Annotated in this window: 16 protein-coding genes; 5 read left to right on the top strand and 11 right to left on the bottom strand. The window is 56.8% G+C overall.

Going from position 1 to position 16,603, the window contains the following annotated elements; translation table 11 throughout:
* Positions 1-469 precede the first annotated feature (469 nt).
* Both BLP93_RS13810 and BLP93_RS13815 read right to left on the bottom strand, forming a co-directional pair.
* Positions 470-682 carry a type II toxin-antitoxin system HicA family toxin gene (locus tag BLP93_RS13810; RefSeq protein ID WP_092122989.1) on the bottom strand — a complete coding sequence of 71 codons (213 nt, stop codon included), beginning with the start codon at positions 680-682 and terminating at the stop codon, positions 470-472.
* The gene (locus BLP93_RS13815; protein ID WP_092122992.1) at positions 675-875 is read right to left on the bottom strand and encodes a type II toxin-antitoxin system HicB family antitoxin; all 201 of its coding nucleotides are present in this window, start codon (positions 873-875) and stop codon (positions 675-677) included. The genes BLP93_RS13810 and BLP93_RS13815 overlap by 8 nt, the downstream gene beginning before the upstream one ends.
* Before the next feature lie 835 nt (positions 876-1,710).
* On the opposite strand from BLP93_RS13815, the gene BLP93_RS13820 reads away from it, so the two are divergent.
* Both BLP93_RS13820 and BLP93_RS17755 read left to right on the top strand, forming a co-directional pair.
* Entirely contained in the window at positions 1,711-1,932 is a 222-nt protein-coding gene (locus BLP93_RS13820; protein ID WP_092122995.1) for a ribbon-helix-helix protein, CopG family, read from the top strand.
* Positions 1,910-2,164, top strand: a complete 255-nt coding sequence (locus BLP93_RS17755; RefSeq protein WP_092122998.1) for a type II toxin-antitoxin system RelE family toxin — start codon at positions 1,910-1,912, stop codon at positions 2,162-2,164. The genes BLP93_RS13820 and BLP93_RS17755 overlap by 23 nt, the downstream gene beginning before the upstream one ends.
* 89 nt (positions 2,165-2,253) lie before the next feature.
* Here the strand turns inward: BLP93_RS17755 and BLP93_RS13830 are convergent, their stop codons facing one another.
* Both BLP93_RS13830 and BLP93_RS13835 read right to left on the bottom strand, forming a co-directional pair.
* Complete coding sequence (locus tag BLP93_RS13830) at positions 2,254-4,203, bottom strand: M48 family metallopeptidase (protein ID WP_092123001.1); 1,950 nt, start codon at positions 4,201-4,203, stop codon at positions 2,254-2,256.
* Positions 4,204-4,238: 35 nt separating this feature from the next.
* Positions 4,239-4,829, bottom strand: a complete 591-nt coding sequence (locus BLP93_RS13835; RefSeq protein WP_092123004.1) for a LemA family protein — start codon at positions 4,827-4,829, stop codon at positions 4,239-4,241.
* Positions 4,830-5,039: 210 nt separating this feature from the next.
* Between BLP93_RS13835 and BLP93_RS13840 the strand changes: the two genes are divergently transcribed.
* Both BLP93_RS13840 and vapC read left to right on the top strand, forming a co-directional pair.
* Positions 5,040-5,240 carry a type II toxin-antitoxin system VapB family antitoxin gene (locus tag BLP93_RS13840; RefSeq protein WP_092123007.1) on the top strand — a complete coding sequence of 67 codons (201 nt, stop codon included), beginning with the start codon at positions 5,040-5,042 and terminating at the stop codon, positions 5,238-5,240.
* Positions 5,237-5,632 carry a type II toxin-antitoxin system VapC family toxin gene (gene vapC, locus BLP93_RS13845; protein ID WP_092123010.1) on the top strand — a complete coding sequence of 132 codons (396 nt, stop codon included), beginning with the start codon at positions 5,237-5,239 and terminating at the stop codon, positions 5,630-5,632. Before BLP93_RS13840 ends, vapC begins: the two co-directional genes overlap by 4 nt.
* Before the next feature lie 71 nt (positions 5,633-5,703).
* Here vapC and BLP93_RS13850 read toward each other — a convergent pair whose 3' ends face one another.
* Both BLP93_RS13850 and BLP93_RS13860 read right to left on the bottom strand, forming a co-directional pair.
* The gene (locus BLP93_RS13850; protein WP_092123013.1) at positions 5,704-6,531 is read right to left on the bottom strand and encodes an alpha/beta hydrolase; all 828 of its coding nucleotides are present in this window, start codon (positions 6,529-6,531) and stop codon (positions 5,704-5,706) included.
* 244 nt (positions 6,532-6,775) lie between these two features.
* The gene (locus BLP93_RS13860) at positions 6,776-7,645 is read right to left on the bottom strand and encodes a zinc dependent phospholipase C family protein (RefSeq protein ID WP_092123019.1); all 870 of its coding nucleotides are present in this window, start codon (positions 7,643-7,645) and stop codon (positions 6,776-6,778) included.
* 641 nt (positions 7,646-8,286) lie between these two features.
* Here BLP93_RS13860 and BLP93_RS13865 point away from each other — a divergent pair.
* Positions 8,287-8,925, top strand: a complete 639-nt coding sequence (locus BLP93_RS13865; RefSeq protein WP_092123022.1) for a peroxiredoxin — start codon at positions 8,287-8,289, stop codon at positions 8,923-8,925.
* Between the two features lie 413 nt (positions 8,926-9,338).
* Here BLP93_RS13865 and BLP93_RS13870 read toward each other — a convergent pair whose 3' ends face one another.
* The 5 genes from BLP93_RS13870 to BLP93_RS13885 form a co-directional block, all read right to left on the bottom strand.
* Positions 9,339-12,902 carry a S41 family peptidase gene (locus tag BLP93_RS13870; RefSeq protein ID WP_092123025.1) on the bottom strand — a complete coding sequence of 1,188 codons (3,564 nt, stop codon included), beginning with the start codon at positions 12,900-12,902 and terminating at the stop codon, positions 9,339-9,341.
* Positions 12,903-13,341: 439 nt separating this feature from the next.
* Positions 13,342-13,527, bottom strand: coding sequence for a hypothetical protein (locus BLP93_RS16745; protein WP_139163014.1), 186 nt, complete (start codon positions 13,525-13,527; stop codon positions 13,342-13,344).
* A 66-nt stretch (positions 13,528-13,593) separates the two neighbouring features.
* Positions 13,594-15,369, bottom strand: a complete 1,776-nt coding sequence (locus BLP93_RS13875) for a sodium:solute symporter family protein (protein WP_092123028.1) — start codon at positions 15,367-15,369, stop codon at positions 13,594-13,596.
* Positions 15,370-15,428: 59 nt separating this feature from the next.
* Positions 15,429-15,680: a DUF4212 domain-containing protein gene (locus BLP93_RS13880; RefSeq protein ID WP_092123031.1), complete on the bottom strand. Its 252-nt coding sequence runs from the start codon at positions 15,678-15,680 to the stop codon at positions 15,429-15,431.
* A 138-nt stretch (positions 15,681-15,818) separates the two neighbouring features.
* A complete protein-coding gene (locus BLP93_RS13885; protein WP_244148769.1) occupies positions 15,819-16,571 on the bottom strand; it encodes a 3'-5' exonuclease in 753 nt (250 codons plus the stop codon).
* Positions 16,572-16,603: the final 32 nt, after the last annotated feature.

Here is a 16,603-nt window from a genome sequence, read left to right on the forward strand (position 1 = left end):
CATCAGGACACGGTGTTCAACTCCGTATAGTTCCCCTCGGCGGCTCCGCGGCTCTAGGCCTGCTGCAGGCTGGGCGTGAGATAAAATCCTTTGGCTCTCGCCCGCTCGAGGACTCGCTAGAGACGCAGAGGCGCAGAGTAAAGAGTTTTTTTCCTCTCTGTGAGCTCTGCGGCTCTAGGCCTGCTGCAGGCCGGGCGTGAGATAATCAAATCAGTTGTCTCTCGCCCGCTCGCGGACTCGCTAAAGGCGCGGAGGCGCGGAGAGGAAAAAGATTTTTGACTGAGCCTTTTCAAACCCTCGGCGGCTCCGCGGCTCTAGGGCCGCTGCGGCCCGGGCGTGAGATATTCAAGCCATTGGCTCTCGCCCGCTCGCGGACTCGCTTGAGGCGCGGAGGGGAACTATTTGTTCTTATCCGAGATGGAGCAACGGACAAGGTCCTCCGATTATAACTCACTACAGCTTGTCACTATTACAAAAGTTCCTTGAATTCCTCCACGGTCAGGCCCGTGTCCTTGATGATCCCACCCATGGTGAAAGCATCAATGGGATTGGCTCGGGGTATGGTGATGATCCTCTCGCCATTGGTCATGGTGATGTGTTTTCTAACTCTGGCGACCCAAAATCCATGCTTTTCAAGAGCATTCACGGCCCTTTGGTGATTGATCCCGGGCAGTTTAGGCATGAGCGACGTCGACGTACCTGATTTCGTTTTCAACGGTCAACAAATTAACCGTATGCAAATAGTCCTGAATGGCTTCCTTAATGTTCTCAAGCGCTTCATCCTCGGTCGCCCCTTGCGACCAGCATCCCGGCAACCCTGGGACCCAGACCGCGTATCCTTCTTCAGTCTTCTTGATATTCACGGAATACCTCATTCTGTACCTCCTCATATATAGCTGGTTGGATTCTGACCCTGAACCATCGTGGGAGCCACGGGGTCTGTCCCACCGACCGTCTACAATCATTTTTTTAGCCCAAAAAAGCCTGTTTCGATTTGGAATCAAACGATGGTACCGCAGAAAGACCTTTCTTCCAAATACAACACTTCTCAAGATAATCATCAAAACGTGCCACTAAAAGCTTCGATACCGAGCAAGTGGCAGCCCCTGCTGTTCGACAAACCGACATGAAACTTGCCATTGCGTCGCGGTTGCTCTCGATCCATAGAGCTCCCCTTTTCTTTTATCAGCAAGATCTGCGAGATCAGCGTTAAAGAAAAATTTTGACGCGGATTGCGCGGATCCATTCAAAATTATCTCTCGCCCGCTCGAAGACTCGCTAGAGACGCAGAGGGGGGAGAGTTTTAAATTCCCTCTCCGCGTGCTCCGCGGCTCTAGGCCTGCTGCAGGCCGGGCGTGAGATAATCAAATCAGTTGTCTCTCGCCCGCTCGCGGACTCGCTAAAGGCGCGGAGGCGCGGAGAGGAAAAAGATTTTTGACTGAGCCTTTTCAAACCCTCGGCGGCTCCGCGGCTCTAGGGCCGCTGCGGCCCGGGCGTGAGATATTCAAGCCATTGGCTCTCGCCCGCTCGCGGACTCGCTTGAGGCGCGGAGGCGCAGAGGGGAGGGAGATTTTATTCTTCTCCGCGTGCTCCGCGGCTCTAGGGCCGCTGCGGCCCGGGCGTGAGATATATTTGGCTCTCGTGGCTTGACCGGGTGAAGATGGCTGCATATTACATTGGTTGACATCGTTTGACATCGATGGAGGTTCCATGACTCAAATTACCGCCCGCTTATCGGATGAAGTTCTCTCTTCCCTGGATGCTGCCGCGACTCGATTACGCCGCTCGCGTGCTGAAGTGGTACGCCAGGCGGTAGAGTACTACCTTGATGATTTCGAGGACATCTCCCTCGCCATCGAGGTATTGCAAGACCCGGCGGATCTGGCATTGGATTGGGAGAAGGTAAAGCGTGACCTACTCAATCTCGATTAAACGAAGTGCTGCAAAGTCACTCGAGAACATCCCCAAACCCGACCGACTACGCATCATCGAAGCGATTGATTTTCTGCGGGAAAATTCTAGCGCCGGATCTGTCTTGAAGGGCGAGTTCTCCGGATTGCGTCGGATACGGGTTGGCATGTACCGAGTCGTGTATGAAGTCCAGGATACACAATTGACGATTTTAATCGTACGGATTGGTCATCGACGCGGGGTTTATCGCTGAAACACCCTCTCATGATCTCCTCACGGCCGAGATCAGCATCCATGACATCTTCTTCCGGGAACCATGAGCCATGGCCGTAGCTGCGATACCTACTCCTGAACCGTCTGCCCCGGCAGCAACGGCGGCATCGGGCATTCCAGGGCGTCGCAGACGGCCCGCAGCACTTCCGCCTGCGAGATGCTGACCATCCCGTCCGCCACGATCACTTCGGAGCAGGCCGTAATCAGATCCCTTTTGGATGACTCCCGGAGCCGGTTCAGCTTTTCCAGGGCCTGGTCCAGGGCTTGAATGGCGCATTCTTCTTCGGAACGCAGAGAAAGGCCGGGCAGACCTAGCTCCTCTGCTCCCTTGGCAAAGGCCATGGACACGTCTTCAGGCCTGGCGCCCACATGGGCCAGGGATGAGAGAATCAGCGAGATTTCCAACACGGCCTGGTGCAGCGCCACATGGCCGAACACGTGGGACTTTCGGATTTCGAAGGAGGGCTCCAGATGGCGCAGCACGGCGCGGTGCACGGCCCATTCGAAGAGACCCACCCGTCCATCGGCCTTGATCATGGCCTGCAGCGTGTCCTGAAAGACCGGATAGCGGTCAAAGGGCATTCGGCGCAGGGCCGGAAAGCACAGGTCCAGGAGCGGCAACCGCAGCTCCGGCCGGACATTCGCGGCGGCGAAGTTGAGGACGTCTTGTTTCAGGATCGTTCCGAATCCCGCGCCAATGGCATCCAGCTGCCTGCCGGCCACGACATCGTCCTTGTCCAGCAACAGGGCGAACATTACGGCGAAGACGTGGACGGGGTCATGAGCGGCCTCCACAAGATGCGGAGGGATTCGGCGCTTGAGCTGTTGGGCGTGGGCCACATGGGCCTCGTCCAGCTGCCCCACCGTGGCGGTCAAATCCGCGGCCCGGGGAGCACGAGCCGCGCCGGCCGGTTCGGCGGGAGCGGCCGGGGCCAGCCCGGAGAAGGCGAAATCCTCCCGGGGTGCATGCCGGTCGTCCCGTACTCCAGGCGAAACATGTTCGTTCAAGGCCGGATACGTTCCGTCCCAGCGCGGATCCACCCGCCGGATGCGTTCCTCCAGGGGCGGATGGGTGGCGAACAGGGAATTCATGAACCCTCCCACGCCCTGGGCGAAAAACATGTGGCTGGCCTGGGCCGCGTTTTGGTGTTCCAGCCGTGATCCCTGGGACAGGACGCCGATCTTTTTCAGCACTCCGGCCATGGCCTGGGCATCCCTGGTGAACTGCACGGCCGAGGCATCGGCAAGATACTCCCGTTGCCGGGAAATCGCCGCCTTGATCATGCTGCCGAAAAACATGCCCAAGGAACCGACAATAATGAACCCGACGCCCGCAACCAGAGGCAAGGCGGACCCTTTGCGGTCCCGGGAGCGCCCTCCGCTGTAAACGGCCATGCGCAGCATCATTCGCCCGGCCAGACCGAGAATGATCAGACCGTGGATCACGCTCATCAAGCGAATGTTCAACCGCATGTCGCCGTTCAGGATATGGCTGAATTCATGCCCGATTACGGCCTGCAGTTCCGAACGGGTCAAGAGCCTGGCGCTGCCGTTGGTCAGGCCGATCACGGCGTCGCCGGGCGTCTGCCCCGCGGCAAAGGCGTTGATGCCGCTTTCCTGGTCGAGAAAATAAACCGGCGGAACCGGCACGCCGGAAGCAATGGCCATTTCCTCCACCACGTTCAGCACCTTGCGTTCGTCGGGATGGCTGCTGTCCGGAGACAAGAGGCGACCGCCCAACAATTCGGCAACGGCTGCCCCGCCCCGGCGCAACTGGGCCATCTTGAACAGGGTGCCGGAACCGATGATAAAGAGGATCACCACGCCCAGCAGGACCAAAAACTCGGCCATGGCCAGAAATTCGCGCCATGCCGAAGCCGCTGTCGGCGCCTCGACCATCAACAACAAGAACACCAGCAGGTAGACCGTGAGCACGATCCCTGCCGTAGCCGCAATAAACAGCACGACCATCAGGCCGCTTCTGCGGCGGGCCCGTTCCTGACTCTCGAAGAAATCCATGACTGTGCCGGGATAAGGTTGCGATACGGTTGACGCTAGAACTGCACTTTCGGCGCTTCGCGGAATTCACTCCCATCGAACTCCAGCAAGGCGGCACGCTCGAAGCCGAACGCCCCGGCAAACATGTTCTGCGGAAAGGATTCCCGGTAGGTGTTGTAGGTCATCACCGTGTCATTGAAGGCCTGGCGGGCGAAGGCCACCTTGTTTTCCGTGCTGGTCAGTTCCTCGGTCAACTGCATCATGTTCTGGTTGGCCTTCAGGTCCGGATAGTTCTCCACCAGGGCGAACAGCCGGCCAAGCGCTCCGGAGAGCATGCCCTCGGCTCCGGCCAGACCGGCCATGGCAGTGGCCTGCCCGGGATTGGCCGCCGCGGCCTGCATGGCACCATGAGCCTGATTGCGGGCCATGATCACGGCTTCCAAAGTGCCCCGTTCATGGGCCAGATAGGCCTTGGCCGTCTCCACCAGATTGGGAATCAGATCGTAGCGCCGCTTGAGCTGGACGTCGATCTGGGCAAAGGCGTTCTTGTAGCGGTTTCGCAAGCTGACCAGCCGGTTGTAGATGCTGACGACCAGGAATCCAAGGACGACGAGCACGACCAGAACGACGATCAACGAAGTGGACATGTCGAATTCTCCTGTTTGAGGACGAAAAGGAGGGGTAAAGGCCGTTACGCGGCTTCGCCGGACAACATCTTGTTGAAGTTGATCAAAAAGCAGGAATTGTCAACTTTTTCGGAAGCCGAGCGGCACCAGATGGAATGTTTCGAGTAGCCATGGGGTGAGTCTTGACTCGGCAACCCCATACACATACCTATACACATCAACGGAGGTTCTATGCGTACGAACATTGATCTTGACGATGTCCTCGTGGAGGAAGCCATGCGCCTTTCTAAGGCAACAACAAAAAAAGAGGTTGTCCATCAGGCGCTGAAGGAGTTTGTCGCCAATAAGCGTCGCAAAGATTTACGCGACCTGCGCGGCAAGATTTCCTTCGCACCTGATTATGACTACAAGACCCTGCGGGAATCTGCATGATTCTGGTGGACACCTCGGTATTGGTGGACTGGCTGCGCGGGATGAACAATAAGGCCGGGGAACAGTTTGATCATATTATCAACAGTGATCAACCGTTCGGCATCTGCTCCATTGTCTGTCAGGAACTGCTCCAGGGATCAAAAAACCGGCAGGAATTCGAATTGCTCAAAAACTATCTGCAGACACAGCGTTTTTTTCACCCGCTTCATCCCATCGGCTCCTACATCGAAGCCGCAAATATTTATTTTGCCTGCCGTCGTAAAGGTCTGACTCTCCGAAGCACCGTGGACTGCCTGATCGCCCAGATCGCTCTGGAAAATGATTTACTGCTCCTGCACAACGACCGGGACTTTGAGTTCATCAGCCAAGTGACGGACCTGCGTTGTTATTGAGTCACCGAAGGCAACAGGCATAACGGCATCAAGATGGATGCATGCCACTCCAAAACTTACGGGAACTATGGTCAATGCTTTTCCTCGAAAACGTATTGCTCCAGAAACGACCGCAACCCTTCCACGTATACCGCTCCGGAGCTAAGAAAGCCCATGTTGTGGCCCCCGGAGATTTCCAGAAACATCTTCGATTCCGGTGCGGTTGCGTACAGAGCCTGCCCATGGGCGAAAGGGACCAGTTCATCCTCGGGACTGTGCACCACCAGCACGGGGGCCTGCACATCGCTTATTCGGGCCAGGGAATTGTAGTTGTATTTGGCCAGCCAGCGCACGGGCAGGAGCGGATACAGTCTGGCGGCCATGTCCGGCAACGAGGTGAAGGCGGATTCGATGATCAATGCCCCGACGGGTTGGCTGGAGGCCAGATATGTGGCCACGGCCCCGCCCAAAGAACGGCCGAACACGACAATCCGTTCCGGAGCGACGTTTTTATCCTCCAGAAGAAACTTCCAGGCCGCCCGAACATCCCGATAGGTTCCCGACTCGCTGGGCCGGCCTTCGCTATTGCCGAAGCCTCGGTAATCGAAGATCAGCACGGACAGTCCCAGATCGCGGAAGATCCGGATGGAATCCAAACGGTGTCCGATGTTCCCGGCGTTGCCGTGGCAGAACAGCACCACGCCGCGTGCATTTTCCACGGGCACGTACCAGGCGTGAATATTCACGCCGTCTTCCGTGCGCAGGGTCAGGTCATCGAACTCCCATCCGTAATCCGCCGGCGTCTGGGCAATCTCGGCGACAGGATAATAAATCAGGGCATCCTGGCGCAGATACACCAGCCCCGTCAGCCCAAGATAGAGTAAAACCGCGACAGCGGCGATGGAAACCGTGGTATACATGGTTGTCTCGTCGATAATTTATCAATGCCGCACGGAACTACTCAGCTTCAAAGCAGGAAAAGGTTACTTTTTAAATCCTGTGGCAAGCATGACCTGGATTCCCGCCTGCGCGGGAATGACTTTGTTTTTCAATGCCGTCACCGAGTCAGTCATACCCGCGCAGGCGGGTATCCAGTCCACTTGTACTCGGATGAGCTGATTAGTTACGGCCGCACGAACAATCCGTTCATTCTTTCCACCTACGTCAATCACACGCTTTCTGGGGAAAGGCCTGCCGCAGCTCGGCGAAATCCAGCCGCTTCGTCCAGTGTTCGGAGCAAAGACAGAACAGCTTCAAGGCAAGGTTTTCAGCCCGCTCAAAAAGGCGATCCCAGTTCACCTTGTGAAAGGCGGTCCAGACTGTGGGTGCGGCGGCGGCCTTGTCCGGGTCGAACCCGTCCTCCTCATCCAGTTGGGCATAACACAGGTTTCGCAGTTCGGAGAGATCCAATGCCGGAGGCCAATGAAAAAAGCTCAGCAGCTTGTGCGCAAAGCGGCCCTGCGCAAGCCGGCTCACCAGCAACTGGTTGCTCAGGGCGCCGCGGACGTCGCCGAGTCGCAGGCCCGCATGCCCGGCCAGAATGTGCAGGACTTCAGCCCGGTCCGCCAGGAATGGCGCAATAATGTCCGGATAACGACTTGTGCGGTTGACGAGTCGGTCGAGACCGGTTTCCAGGAGACGGTGCAAGGATCTGGTAACGCCTGAGGACGGCCGGCCGGGACGTCTTCCGGAAAGAGCGTGGATAACCGGATGAAAGGTCGCATCCAAAGCAACATGGGACAGGTACCCCAGGACAAAGGCCTGATCCCGCCCGGAGGCGTCCTCTCCGGCCTGCACGACCATGAAACTGAACGCCTCGGCCCGCATCACGGGGTCTGACCCATGTAGGACCTTGGCCATGCGCCGGCCCCGAGCGCGGTAGTGATAGAAAAACGCATCCGGAATAATCGAACCCAGCGAGAACATCCGTGGCTGATTCAATACGAGATTGGCCGAAGGATGAGGGAGATCGCCGTTCTGCAACCGCGTCATGAGTCTTTGCGCGAACCAGAGATGAGTGTTTTCCTTGGGCATTGACCGTCCGATACGCGTAAGTAGTTAATGGAGGAGTCAAAAAAACTGTAACTACTTAGCTGAGGTCCGTCTTGCCTTGATTTTGCGGCCTCGCGGACTCCTTCGCCGGCTTCGTAACATCAAACCATTGCGAGAATAAACAGCACTTGGAGCTTCAAGTGCTTGGCAATGGTTTGATGAACGTATCCTGGCTCAGTCAAACATGCGAGACCGCAAAATCAAGGCAAGCCGGACCAATCCTGGGTACTTTCAGAATATGCTGAAGAGTTACAAAAAACTAGACAATAGATAGTAGGTAAGCAAGCCCGCTCCCAGCGGACCGTAGATGAACAGTCACGGCAGGCAATTCGAGCCTTTCTTCCTGGCGAGCAGCCCGAAAACGATCCCCCCGGCCAGAATGGAGATCAAAATGATCCAAATCGAAGACATGCTTTTCCTCCTCACATCCATCCGCTCTCGGTTCACCATTCGAGATTACGATGCTGTCGGTGAATTATTTCGCTGCCAAGCGCATAATCGATGCATTTAAAATAGCGGCTTCACGTATTGACAGAACCAAATTCGTTTCGATAATGTGAATCATTCATTTTTTGAAAGCTGATTAAACTTTCGTGTTCACCTTAATCCCAGGAGGTATTGTCATGAGCTGCGAAGTCAATGTTCCCCATCATCACCATCCCATCGAGCACGCCAAGGTCGGCAGGAAAGTCTGCGACTTCACGTTGGAGACCTATGTCCCCCGGGAAGGATCATTTGGAACGGTGAACCTGGAAGAAGTCCAGAAGGCCGGGAAATGGACCATCCTGTTTTTCTATCCGGCTGATTTCACCTTTGTCTGCCCCACTGAGTTGGCCGATCTGGCCGAGAAGCACCAGGCACTTGAGCAATTGGGATGTGAAGTGATTGCCGTTTCCACGGACACGAAATTCGCGCACCTGGCCTGGCGCACCAGCGAGAAGCTGCTGGAGAACGTCAGGTACATCATGGCTGCTGACCCCACGGGCGCGCTGTCGCGATACTTTGGGGTATATGATTGTCAAACGGGTCTTGACCTGCGGGGCACGTTCATTATCAACCCCGACGGGGTCCTGGTCTCCACGGAGATCAATTTCTACAACGTAGGAAGAAACTCCGACGAGCTGCACCGCAAGATGGAGGCCAACATCCACCTGCGCGAAAATCCCCAGGAAGCCTGCCCGGCCAAATGGACCAAGGGCGCAAAGACCCTCACCCCCTCCGAAAAACTGGTGGGCAAGGTGTATGAGTCCCTCCAGGAATAGTTGGAAGTGACAAGATCACCACTATTCAGCAGATTCTCATCCGAGCCACCCCCCCGGCTTGCATAACGAAGCCCCCCTTCCTGTGCCGACAGGCAAAGGTTGGGGGGCTTAGAGTTTTTTATGCTTCATCCGCCTGGAGCTAACTTTTTATTTGAACCGCCCGTTTCGCTCAAGACACGGAGGACGCCAAGGAAATAATTTTTGAAAGCAGGGAAAGAGCTGCTTTCCAAAAGGATTGCTGCTCCCTCGCGGGAGAAAACAAACATCGCCGTCAGGCGTGAAGCCTTTTGACTTCCGCATCTTTCTTGGCGGAAGTCAAAATATCTTCTTTACGTCCTCCGTGCCTTGAGCGAAGCGGGCGGTTCCTAGATTTTACCACTTTCCCCATGTACTTGAACCGGATGAGCCGTTTTTTAAGGCACCGTTACCGCGGCATGGAGCGGAAGCTTTTGCAGCATTTCCCTGACCGCCGCCTCCAGTTGCCGGTCGCGGCCGGCTATTTCATCCGCCGGAGTGTGTTCGACGACCAGATCCGGCATGGCGCCGTTGTGCTCCATGTCGGTGCCGTCCGGCAGATACCAGCCCCGAAACGGCGTGCGTACCGAGGCCCCGTCGATCAGGGAATGGCTTCCGGTGGAGATCACGCCGCCGTATGTCTGTCGGCCGACGAGCGTTCCGCGCCCAAGGGTGGTGAATGCATGCGCCAGGATTTCCGAATTGGAAAAGCTCTTCTCGTTGGCCAGCATGTTGATCGGCAAGGTGTACCGCGGGGCGTCAAGCCGATCCTGGGGATATCGGCCATACCTGTAGGGCTCGGCTCCCGCCGGAATGGTGTAGGCATGCTCCGAGGCCATGATGGACGTCAGGATTCGGTCAGAGGTGTGCCCGCCGCCATTGTTGCGCACATCAATGATCAGTCCGTCCTTGCCTTCCGCGGCGGCATACAAATACGCCTGAAACCGTTCCAGCGACGCCTCGTTCATGGCCTGGATGTGAATATATCCGATTCGTCCTCCGGACATCTCGGCAACTCGACGCCGACTCTCCTCCTGGAAGGCCTCATATCGCAAATGCGCAAATTCACTATAAGAGATCGGGGTGAGGATTGTCTGGTATGCAAGCCGTCGATTCCCCACCGGTCGCTCAAAGCCCACGATGACTTCCTGGTCCACTTTCCCCCGTAATCGTTCCAACAGCGTGTCTGATTCGTCAAAACCACGCATGTCGATGCTCGTGACGACATCGCCTTGCTGCATGCGGACCGGACCGCGATCCGCGGGACTGCCGGGGATGATCTCCGTGATCCGGTATCCCTTCCGCCCATTCTCCAGGGCTACTTGTTCCGAGTCGATGCCCAGACGCCCCGACGGCTCGCGCAACGCGGAACCGGGGCCCGGATTGTGAAGTCCCATATGCGAGGCAGCCAGCTCTCCCAGCAACCGATTTGTGATGTCACTGAATTCGCCGGCTGTCCGAGCCCGGACGACAAGTTCCTCGTAATCCGCCACGAGGGCCTTCCAGTCCAGGCCTTTCAAGTCGGGACGATAAAACGCTTCCTCGATCACTCGCGCGGCTTCCCGGAACTTCTGCAGGGACTGCCGGCGAAGATCAATCCGGATGCGGTCGGAAATGTCCACGTTCGTATTGGTCCGCCCGTTCAACGTCGCGATGCTGACACGGCCGTCGACAATGTAGACCACGCGATCGCCGACGATGTTCAAATGCTGGACATTGCCACGAGGCCCCAGGCGTTTGCGGTCGCGTCCATCCCAGTTCACGACGACAAGCCCCTCACTGCCATTGTTGAAAACGTAGCGGTCGCCGCTCGGCGTCATTTCGTTGCCGATCTGATTTGCGGGAGAGAAGGTCACCCGCTCCACCCGGCGCCAGGCATTTTCCAGTTCAAGCCCCCGGTCGACCTGCCATTCAGGTTGGGAGATGGAGAGCATTGTACCGGGCTTGCGAACCGGCAGAGGGCGACGCTTTTCAGCGGCTTGTTGCGCTTCCCGGTAGTAGTTGTTCAGCTCGGCCCTGGTCCAGTTTTCCATGTCCGGATCGAGATAGACCCTGTACAGGTCATAGCTGTCGCCCGTCCGATTTGAGACGAAGGTCAGCTTTCGGCCGTCCGCGGACCACCTCGGGCTGAAATCATTTCGCGGATGGCGGGTGATGTTCACGGGTTCCTTTGACCCGTCAGCTGGAACAATGAAGATGTTCGTGCTGAAATTCAGATCGTTCTGGGCATAGGCGATATGGCGGCCATCCGGAGACCAGCGCCACTCCAGGTTGCTGTCCCAGCCCCTGACAAGGGTGCGCTTGTCGCCCGTGAGAAGATCCATGACCACAAGATCTCCACGGCCGCGGCGAAAGGCAATGGAGTTGCCGTTTGGGGAAGGAGAGACATTGCGGTCATTGGTCTGCTCGGCAACAACCGGCAGGACGCGGAACTGCACGGCGTCGTGCCAACGGGCCGGCTTCTGCTGGCCGGGAGTCAGAGCGGACTGATCCGCCGTGCAAACATCTTTGGACTCCGAGGTTTCATCCTCGGGCAACTCCAGACCCGGCTCCGGGTCGACGGGATCCAAAGGATCGTTTGGCCCCACCGGGGTAAACGGATCCTCCGCCATGCCGCTGTCAAGGCTCGCATACATGTACTTCGGATCCGGCGATACATGAAGCGGCACGAAAGCCAGGTCCGAGGCCTGCGCTTGCTCCGCGATTTTGAGCGCTTCCGCCGCCTGACTTTCGGAGGAAAGTTGGATTTCCTTGCGGGTCAGTACCACCTGGGCCTTATAAATTGAAGACGTGCCGTCCTCATCGCTGCTGAAATACAAATACAATCCGTCCGGCGACCAGGCGATATCCTGGTGGCGCGCATGGGAATCCGGAGTCACGGCACGGGTGGGGCTGTACGCATCCATATGACGGACATAGACTCGCCCATAGGCGATAAATGCCATCATCTTTCCGTCCGGACTCAGCGCCGCCTCGGTCACGTCGCGGTTGATCCAGCGCAGCGCATGGCCATCCCACCCGTCATCTCCCATCCGAAGGGCAATGGCCGTGGGTTCGGCCTCGGGATCTCCCAGATCCAGGGAATAGAGGCGATCCCACACCTGGAGAACGGCTGTGCCTCCATCCCGGGATACGTCAAAATGATGAACATCCCGACCTTCGAAATTCGTCAGTCGCTGCGGCTCACGAGTGTCATCGTCCAGGCGGATGCTGTAGAGATTCACCGTATCGAGTTGGCGATCCGACATGAAGACCAAAGTATTGTCGTCGATCCACCTGGCATTGCCGTCGTCGCCTTCCCATTCCGTCAGCGCCTCGAAACGGTCATTGATCAGATCGTGAACCCAGACGTTCATGGCATCCGGTCCCCGGTAATGTCGCCGGTTCCAGTCGTGGTAATGCCCTCCGCGGGTAAAGGCGACTCGCTTGCCGTCCGGAGAAAACCGGGGATCGGAACCGAACGCGTCATGGAGACGTTCATGCTCTCCGCCTTGCGGAGATACTCTGTAGGGACGCTGATCGCGGTAGACATCGGCCTCGAGCAAACTTGAGAAGGTGATGACCTCCCGGCCCTCCCGGTCACGCGTCCAGTCCGGATTATTGATGAAGCGGTCGCTGTAGGTGAGCTGGGTTGATCGGGTGCCGTCGCGCTGGATGCGCCAGAGATTCATGTACCCGTCGCGCATTGAGGTGAAGACGATGGATTCACCGTCCGGGCTCCAGCTTGAATGCAGATCATCAAGGTTGTGGCTGGTCAACCGCTTTGCTTCGCCGCCTTGGACAGGCGCCAGCCAGAGATTCCCGCCGGCACTGAAGACGATCTCCGAACCGTCCGGGCTGATGGAGGGAAAACGTGGCAACTTCAAAAATTCGGATTCAGCGGAAGCATGATATGGCGCGAAAACGCCCATTCCCAATGCGAGCAGCATGATTACGGCAATCCGCGCGGCATACTCACGCATCCGGGCTCTTTTTACGTTATTTCCTTCGCCTGCCTTCCCTTGACTGATACACTTCATGAAATATCCCCAAAATTTATACTGCAACAACTCACGGCGAACGCGGGAAACTCGCTGCCCCGGCGTCCAACCGATGTATTCCTGGCCGATGAGCCGCCGGTTTATCAAAACCCATACCAAGCGCCGGAAGACGCTGCGTCGGATTTCGCGCAAGCATCTGGCCGGTCAATCGGCATAATTTTGCCCATTAGAGGCCGTTTTGCCCCTCTCTTTGAGACGAATCCTTCACCCAATCCGGTTCACGAGCGGAAAAGACAGTGAAAGATTGCTCCTATTAGAGAAAAAGCATGAATGTTGGAGTCCTCGTCACGGTTTCTGCATCGAGAGATTCCACTTGGACGATCCGTTATTGATTATGTTGCGTTTTTACAACGGCTGATATCTACCGAATACTATTTATTTCAAAAAAATAATGCAGCACTTCAGGTCCGGACGAGCCGCCTTGCCTGACGATCGTCATAACATTGACGCGCGTCATTTTCTCGACAAATTCCACGAAATGCTCAACATGTAATTTTGCCAACTCTGCATCTGGTGCGGATTGCTGGGCAGGCTCTGATGTACGCATAAAAAAAGCCCCTGACCCATGTAGTGACATGGGTCAGGGGCTTTATGGCTTCCGCTGCGTTGAATGCTAATGGTCCACGGCTGCTCCGGCTCCCCGAGGCGAGCGGATGGACTCCACCAGATCCTGGATTTCCTGGGGCGGGGCCTTGGTCACCGAAGACACCGCAAATGCCACGAGGAAGTTCAGGACCATGCCCACTGTGCCGATGCCTTCCGCGGTAATCCCGAAGAACCAGGGGTCGACACCGAGGAACCTTGTCTGGATGATGTAGAACATGGTGAACCCGATCCCGGCGATCATCCCGGCAATGGCCCCTTCCTTGTTCATCCGCTTGGAAAAAATTCCCATGATGATCACCGGAAAGAAGGACGAGGCGGCCAGACCGAAGGCAAAGGCGACGATCTGGGCCACGAATCCCGGCGGGTTGATCCCGAAGTAACCGGCCACGAGCACGGCTATGCCGATCATGATCCGACTGAGGAGCATGCGTTGCTTCTCCGAAGCCTGCCGATTGATCATCCGGTAATACAGGTCATGGGACACGGAAGAAGAAATTACGATCAAGAGGCCTGAGGCCGTGGACAAGGCCGCGGCCAGACCTCCAGCGGCCACCAAGGCAATGACCCAGTTCGGCAGGTTGGCGATTTCGGGGTTGGCCAAAACGATGATGTCGCGGTCGATATACAGTTCGTTGTCGTTGGGCGTGGGCTGATTGGCCACGATCCGCTGCCCGTGCTCTCCTCTCTCGTCGGTGAACCGCGGAGTTCCCTCAAATGCCGGTCCCGCGCGAAACTGCATGATTCCGTCGTTGTTCTTGTCGATCCAGGCCACGAGGCCCGTCCGCTCCCAGTTGAGAAACCAGCTTGGCGCTTCGGCGTACGGCTGCTCGTTCAAGGTGTCGATGATGTTGTAGCGGGCGAAAGCGGCCACCGCCGGAGCCGTGGTGTACAGGATGGCGATGAACAGCAGGGCGTAGCCCGCGCTGATCCGGGCGGCCTTTACGCTGGGCACGGTGTAGAAACGGATAATTACGTGCGGCAGACCGGCCGTGCCGACCATCAGAGCCATGGTGATGCAAATGACCGAGAGCATGCTCATGTTCCCTTCGCCGAATGCCGAGGTGTACTCCCGGAACCCCAGGTCCGTGGCAATTCCGTCAAGGGCCGTGAGCAGGTATTGTCCGGCATACTGGCCCTCGGCGATGGTGGACCCGAAGCCGATCTGGGGAATGGGATTTCCGGTGACCTTGATGGAAATGGCCACGGCGGTGATCACGAACGCCGTAATCAGCACGCAGTACTGGGCCACCTGGGTCCAGGTAATGCCTTTCATCCCGCCCAATGCTGCATAGAAGAAAACGATGGCCATGCCGATCATGACCCCCGTGTTCACCTCCACCTCCAAAAAGCGGCTGAAGACGATGCCAACGCCGCGCATCTGCCCGGCGACATAGGTCAATGAAACAAAAATGGCGCAGATCAGCGCCACGAGGCGAGCCGTATCCGAATAGAAGCGGTCGCCCACGAAATCCGGCACGGTGAATTTTCCGAACTTGCGCAAATACGGAGCCAGCAACAAGGCCAGCAGCACGTATCCGCCCGTCCAGCCCATCAAGTAGACGGCTCCGGTGTAGCCGAGAAAGGATATCATCCCGGCCATGGAAATGAACGATGCGGCGCTCATCCAGTCCGCCGCGGTGGCCAGACCGTTGGCCAAGGGCGGAATCCCGCCTCCGGCGACGTAGAAACCCTTGGTGTCCTTCACCCGCGAACGCCATGCAATGGTCAAATACAATCCAAAGGTCAAACCGACCATTATGTAGGTCCAGTGTAATATAGACATGGCATTCTCCTTTCTCACGAGATGCTGTCGATTGCGTCCCGGTGAAATTTATTGTGCTTCTATTCTTGGACGTCGTATTCCTTGTCCATTTTGTTCATCAACCAGCAATAGACAAAAATGAGTACGACAAAGACATAGATCGATCCCTGCTGGGCGAACCAGAAACCGAGCGGAAAACCTCCAATCATAATCTTGTTCAACGGATTCACCAGGAGAATGCCGAACACGAAACTTACAAGTCCCCAAATCCCCAGAAGAATGCCGATCAGGCGCAAATTCTTTCCCCAGTACTCATCCATTCGTGTTTTCATCTTACCCCTCCCGAGGATTATGGTTGGATATGGAAACTGCCTGGAAAAGACCCCATTGTCTTTTCCTCCGCAGGGCGCCGCACGTTTGTTCCGATCGCGCACCATCTCAACCACCAACGGCAACGGATCAAGTGCTTTCTACAACCACCGCCAGCTTCGTCCGGCCAGATACAGATCCCGCAGAGTCTTGATCTTCCCGCCGTGCAGCTTGTGCACGAAATACAGAAAGAGATAGGCTGTCTGCATGGCGTCCTGAAGCGCGTTATGTTCGGAGAAGAGCGGCAGGCCGTACTCTTTGCTCAAGTCCCCAAGCGTGTAGGAGACGTTCAGGTTGTAGCGATCGTAGTAATTCTCCCATTGCGATTCCTTGTATTGCATGGCCAGACGCATGGTATCCAGACAGGGATTGCGCAGGATGCCACCCAAATGCTTCTTCAGCGACCGGTTCACGAAGCCGATGTCCATGCCGACATTGTGACCCACCAGCAATGCCTGCCCGCAGAAGGAAACGAACTCCGGAAGCACCCCTTCCAGTTTCGGCGCGTCATCCGTCTGGCCGGGAGTGATGCGGTGAATCAGCGTGCTGCTTTTCGGTACGCATTGATCCGGCTGAATGCAGGTATAGAAGCAATTCTGAAGATCGACCCGCATTTCGCGGATCCGCACCGCGCCGATGGAAACGATCTCGTCCCGCCGCTCATTCAGCCCGGTCAGTTCCGTATCAAAAACGACAAACTCATAGTCCGTCAAAGGCTTGTCCTGACTGAAGGCGGCAAAATGCTCCCGGTTTGCCTTGAGTAACGGATGCTCTTCGGGTCTGCTCCACGACCAGGCCGACCACCTGGGAATCAGGCTCTGGAGGGGAGAAATCATGGACAGGATAGTGGTCATCTTCACACTCGCGTCATGTTGTTTTGGAAGCG

The sequence above is a fragment of the Desulfonatronum thiosulfatophilum genome, from assembly GCF_900104215.1.
GTDB lineage: Bacteria > Desulfobacterota > Desulfovibrionia > Desulfovibrionales > Desulfonatronaceae > Desulfonatronum > Desulfonatronum thiosulfatophilum.

Bases quoted from the DNA above. Each gene is read 5' to 3' on its own strand.
- BLP93_RS13815 (WP_092122992.1), bottom strand. From the start codon at position 875: ATGAGGTATTCCGTGAATATCAAGAAGACTGAAGAAGGATACGCGGTC.
- vapC (WP_092123010.1), top strand. From the start codon at position 5,237: ATGATTCTGGTGGACACCTCGGTATTGGTGGACTGGCTGCGCGGGATG.
- BLP93_RS13810 (WP_092122989.1), bottom strand. From the start codon at position 682: ATGCCTAAACTGCCCGGGATCAATCACCAAAGGGCCGTGAATGCTCTT.
- BLP93_RS13820 (WP_092122995.1), top strand. From the start codon at position 1,711: ATGACTCAAATTACCGCCCGCTTATCGGATGAAGTTCTCTCTTCCCTG.
- BLP93_RS13885 (WP_244148769.1), bottom strand. From the start codon at position 16,571: ATGACCACTATCCTGTCCATGATTTCTCCCCTCCAGAGCCTGATTCCC.
- BLP93_RS13835 (WP_092123004.1), bottom strand. From the start codon at position 4,829: ATGTCCACTTCGTTGATCGTCGTTCTGGTCGTGCTCGTCGTCCTTGGA.
- BLP93_RS13875 (WP_092123028.1), bottom strand. From the start codon at position 15,369: ATGTCTATATTACACTGGACCTACATAATGGTCGGTTTGACCTTTGGA.
- BLP93_RS13830 (WP_092123001.1), bottom strand. From the start codon at position 4,203: ATGGATTTCTTCGAGAGTCAGGAACGGGCCCGCCGCAGAAGCGGCCTG.
- BLP93_RS13860 (WP_092123019.1), bottom strand. From the start codon at position 7,645: ATGCCCAAGGAAAACACTCATCTCTGGTTCGCGCAAAGACTCATGACG.
- BLP93_RS16745 (WP_139163014.1), bottom strand. From the start codon at position 13,527: ATGCGTACATCAGAGCCTGCCCAGCAATCCGCACCAGATGCAGAGTTG.
- BLP93_RS13850 (WP_092123013.1), bottom strand. From the start codon at position 6,531: ATGTATACCACGGTTTCCATCGCCGCTGTCGCGGTTTTACTCTATCTT.
- BLP93_RS13880 (WP_092123031.1), bottom strand. From the start codon at position 15,680: ATGAAAACACGAATGGATGAGTACTGGGGAAAGAATTTGCGCCTGATC.
- BLP93_RS13840 (WP_092123007.1), top strand. From the start codon at position 5,040: ATGCGTACGAACATTGATCTTGACGATGTCCTCGTGGAGGAAGCCATG.
- BLP93_RS13865 (WP_092123022.1), top strand. From the start codon at position 8,287: ATGAGCTGCGAAGTCAATGTTCCCCATCATCACCATCCCATCGAGCAC.
- BLP93_RS13870 (WP_092123025.1), bottom strand. From the start codon at position 12,902: ATGCGTGAGTATGCCGCGCGGATTGCCGTAATCATGCTGCTCGCATTG.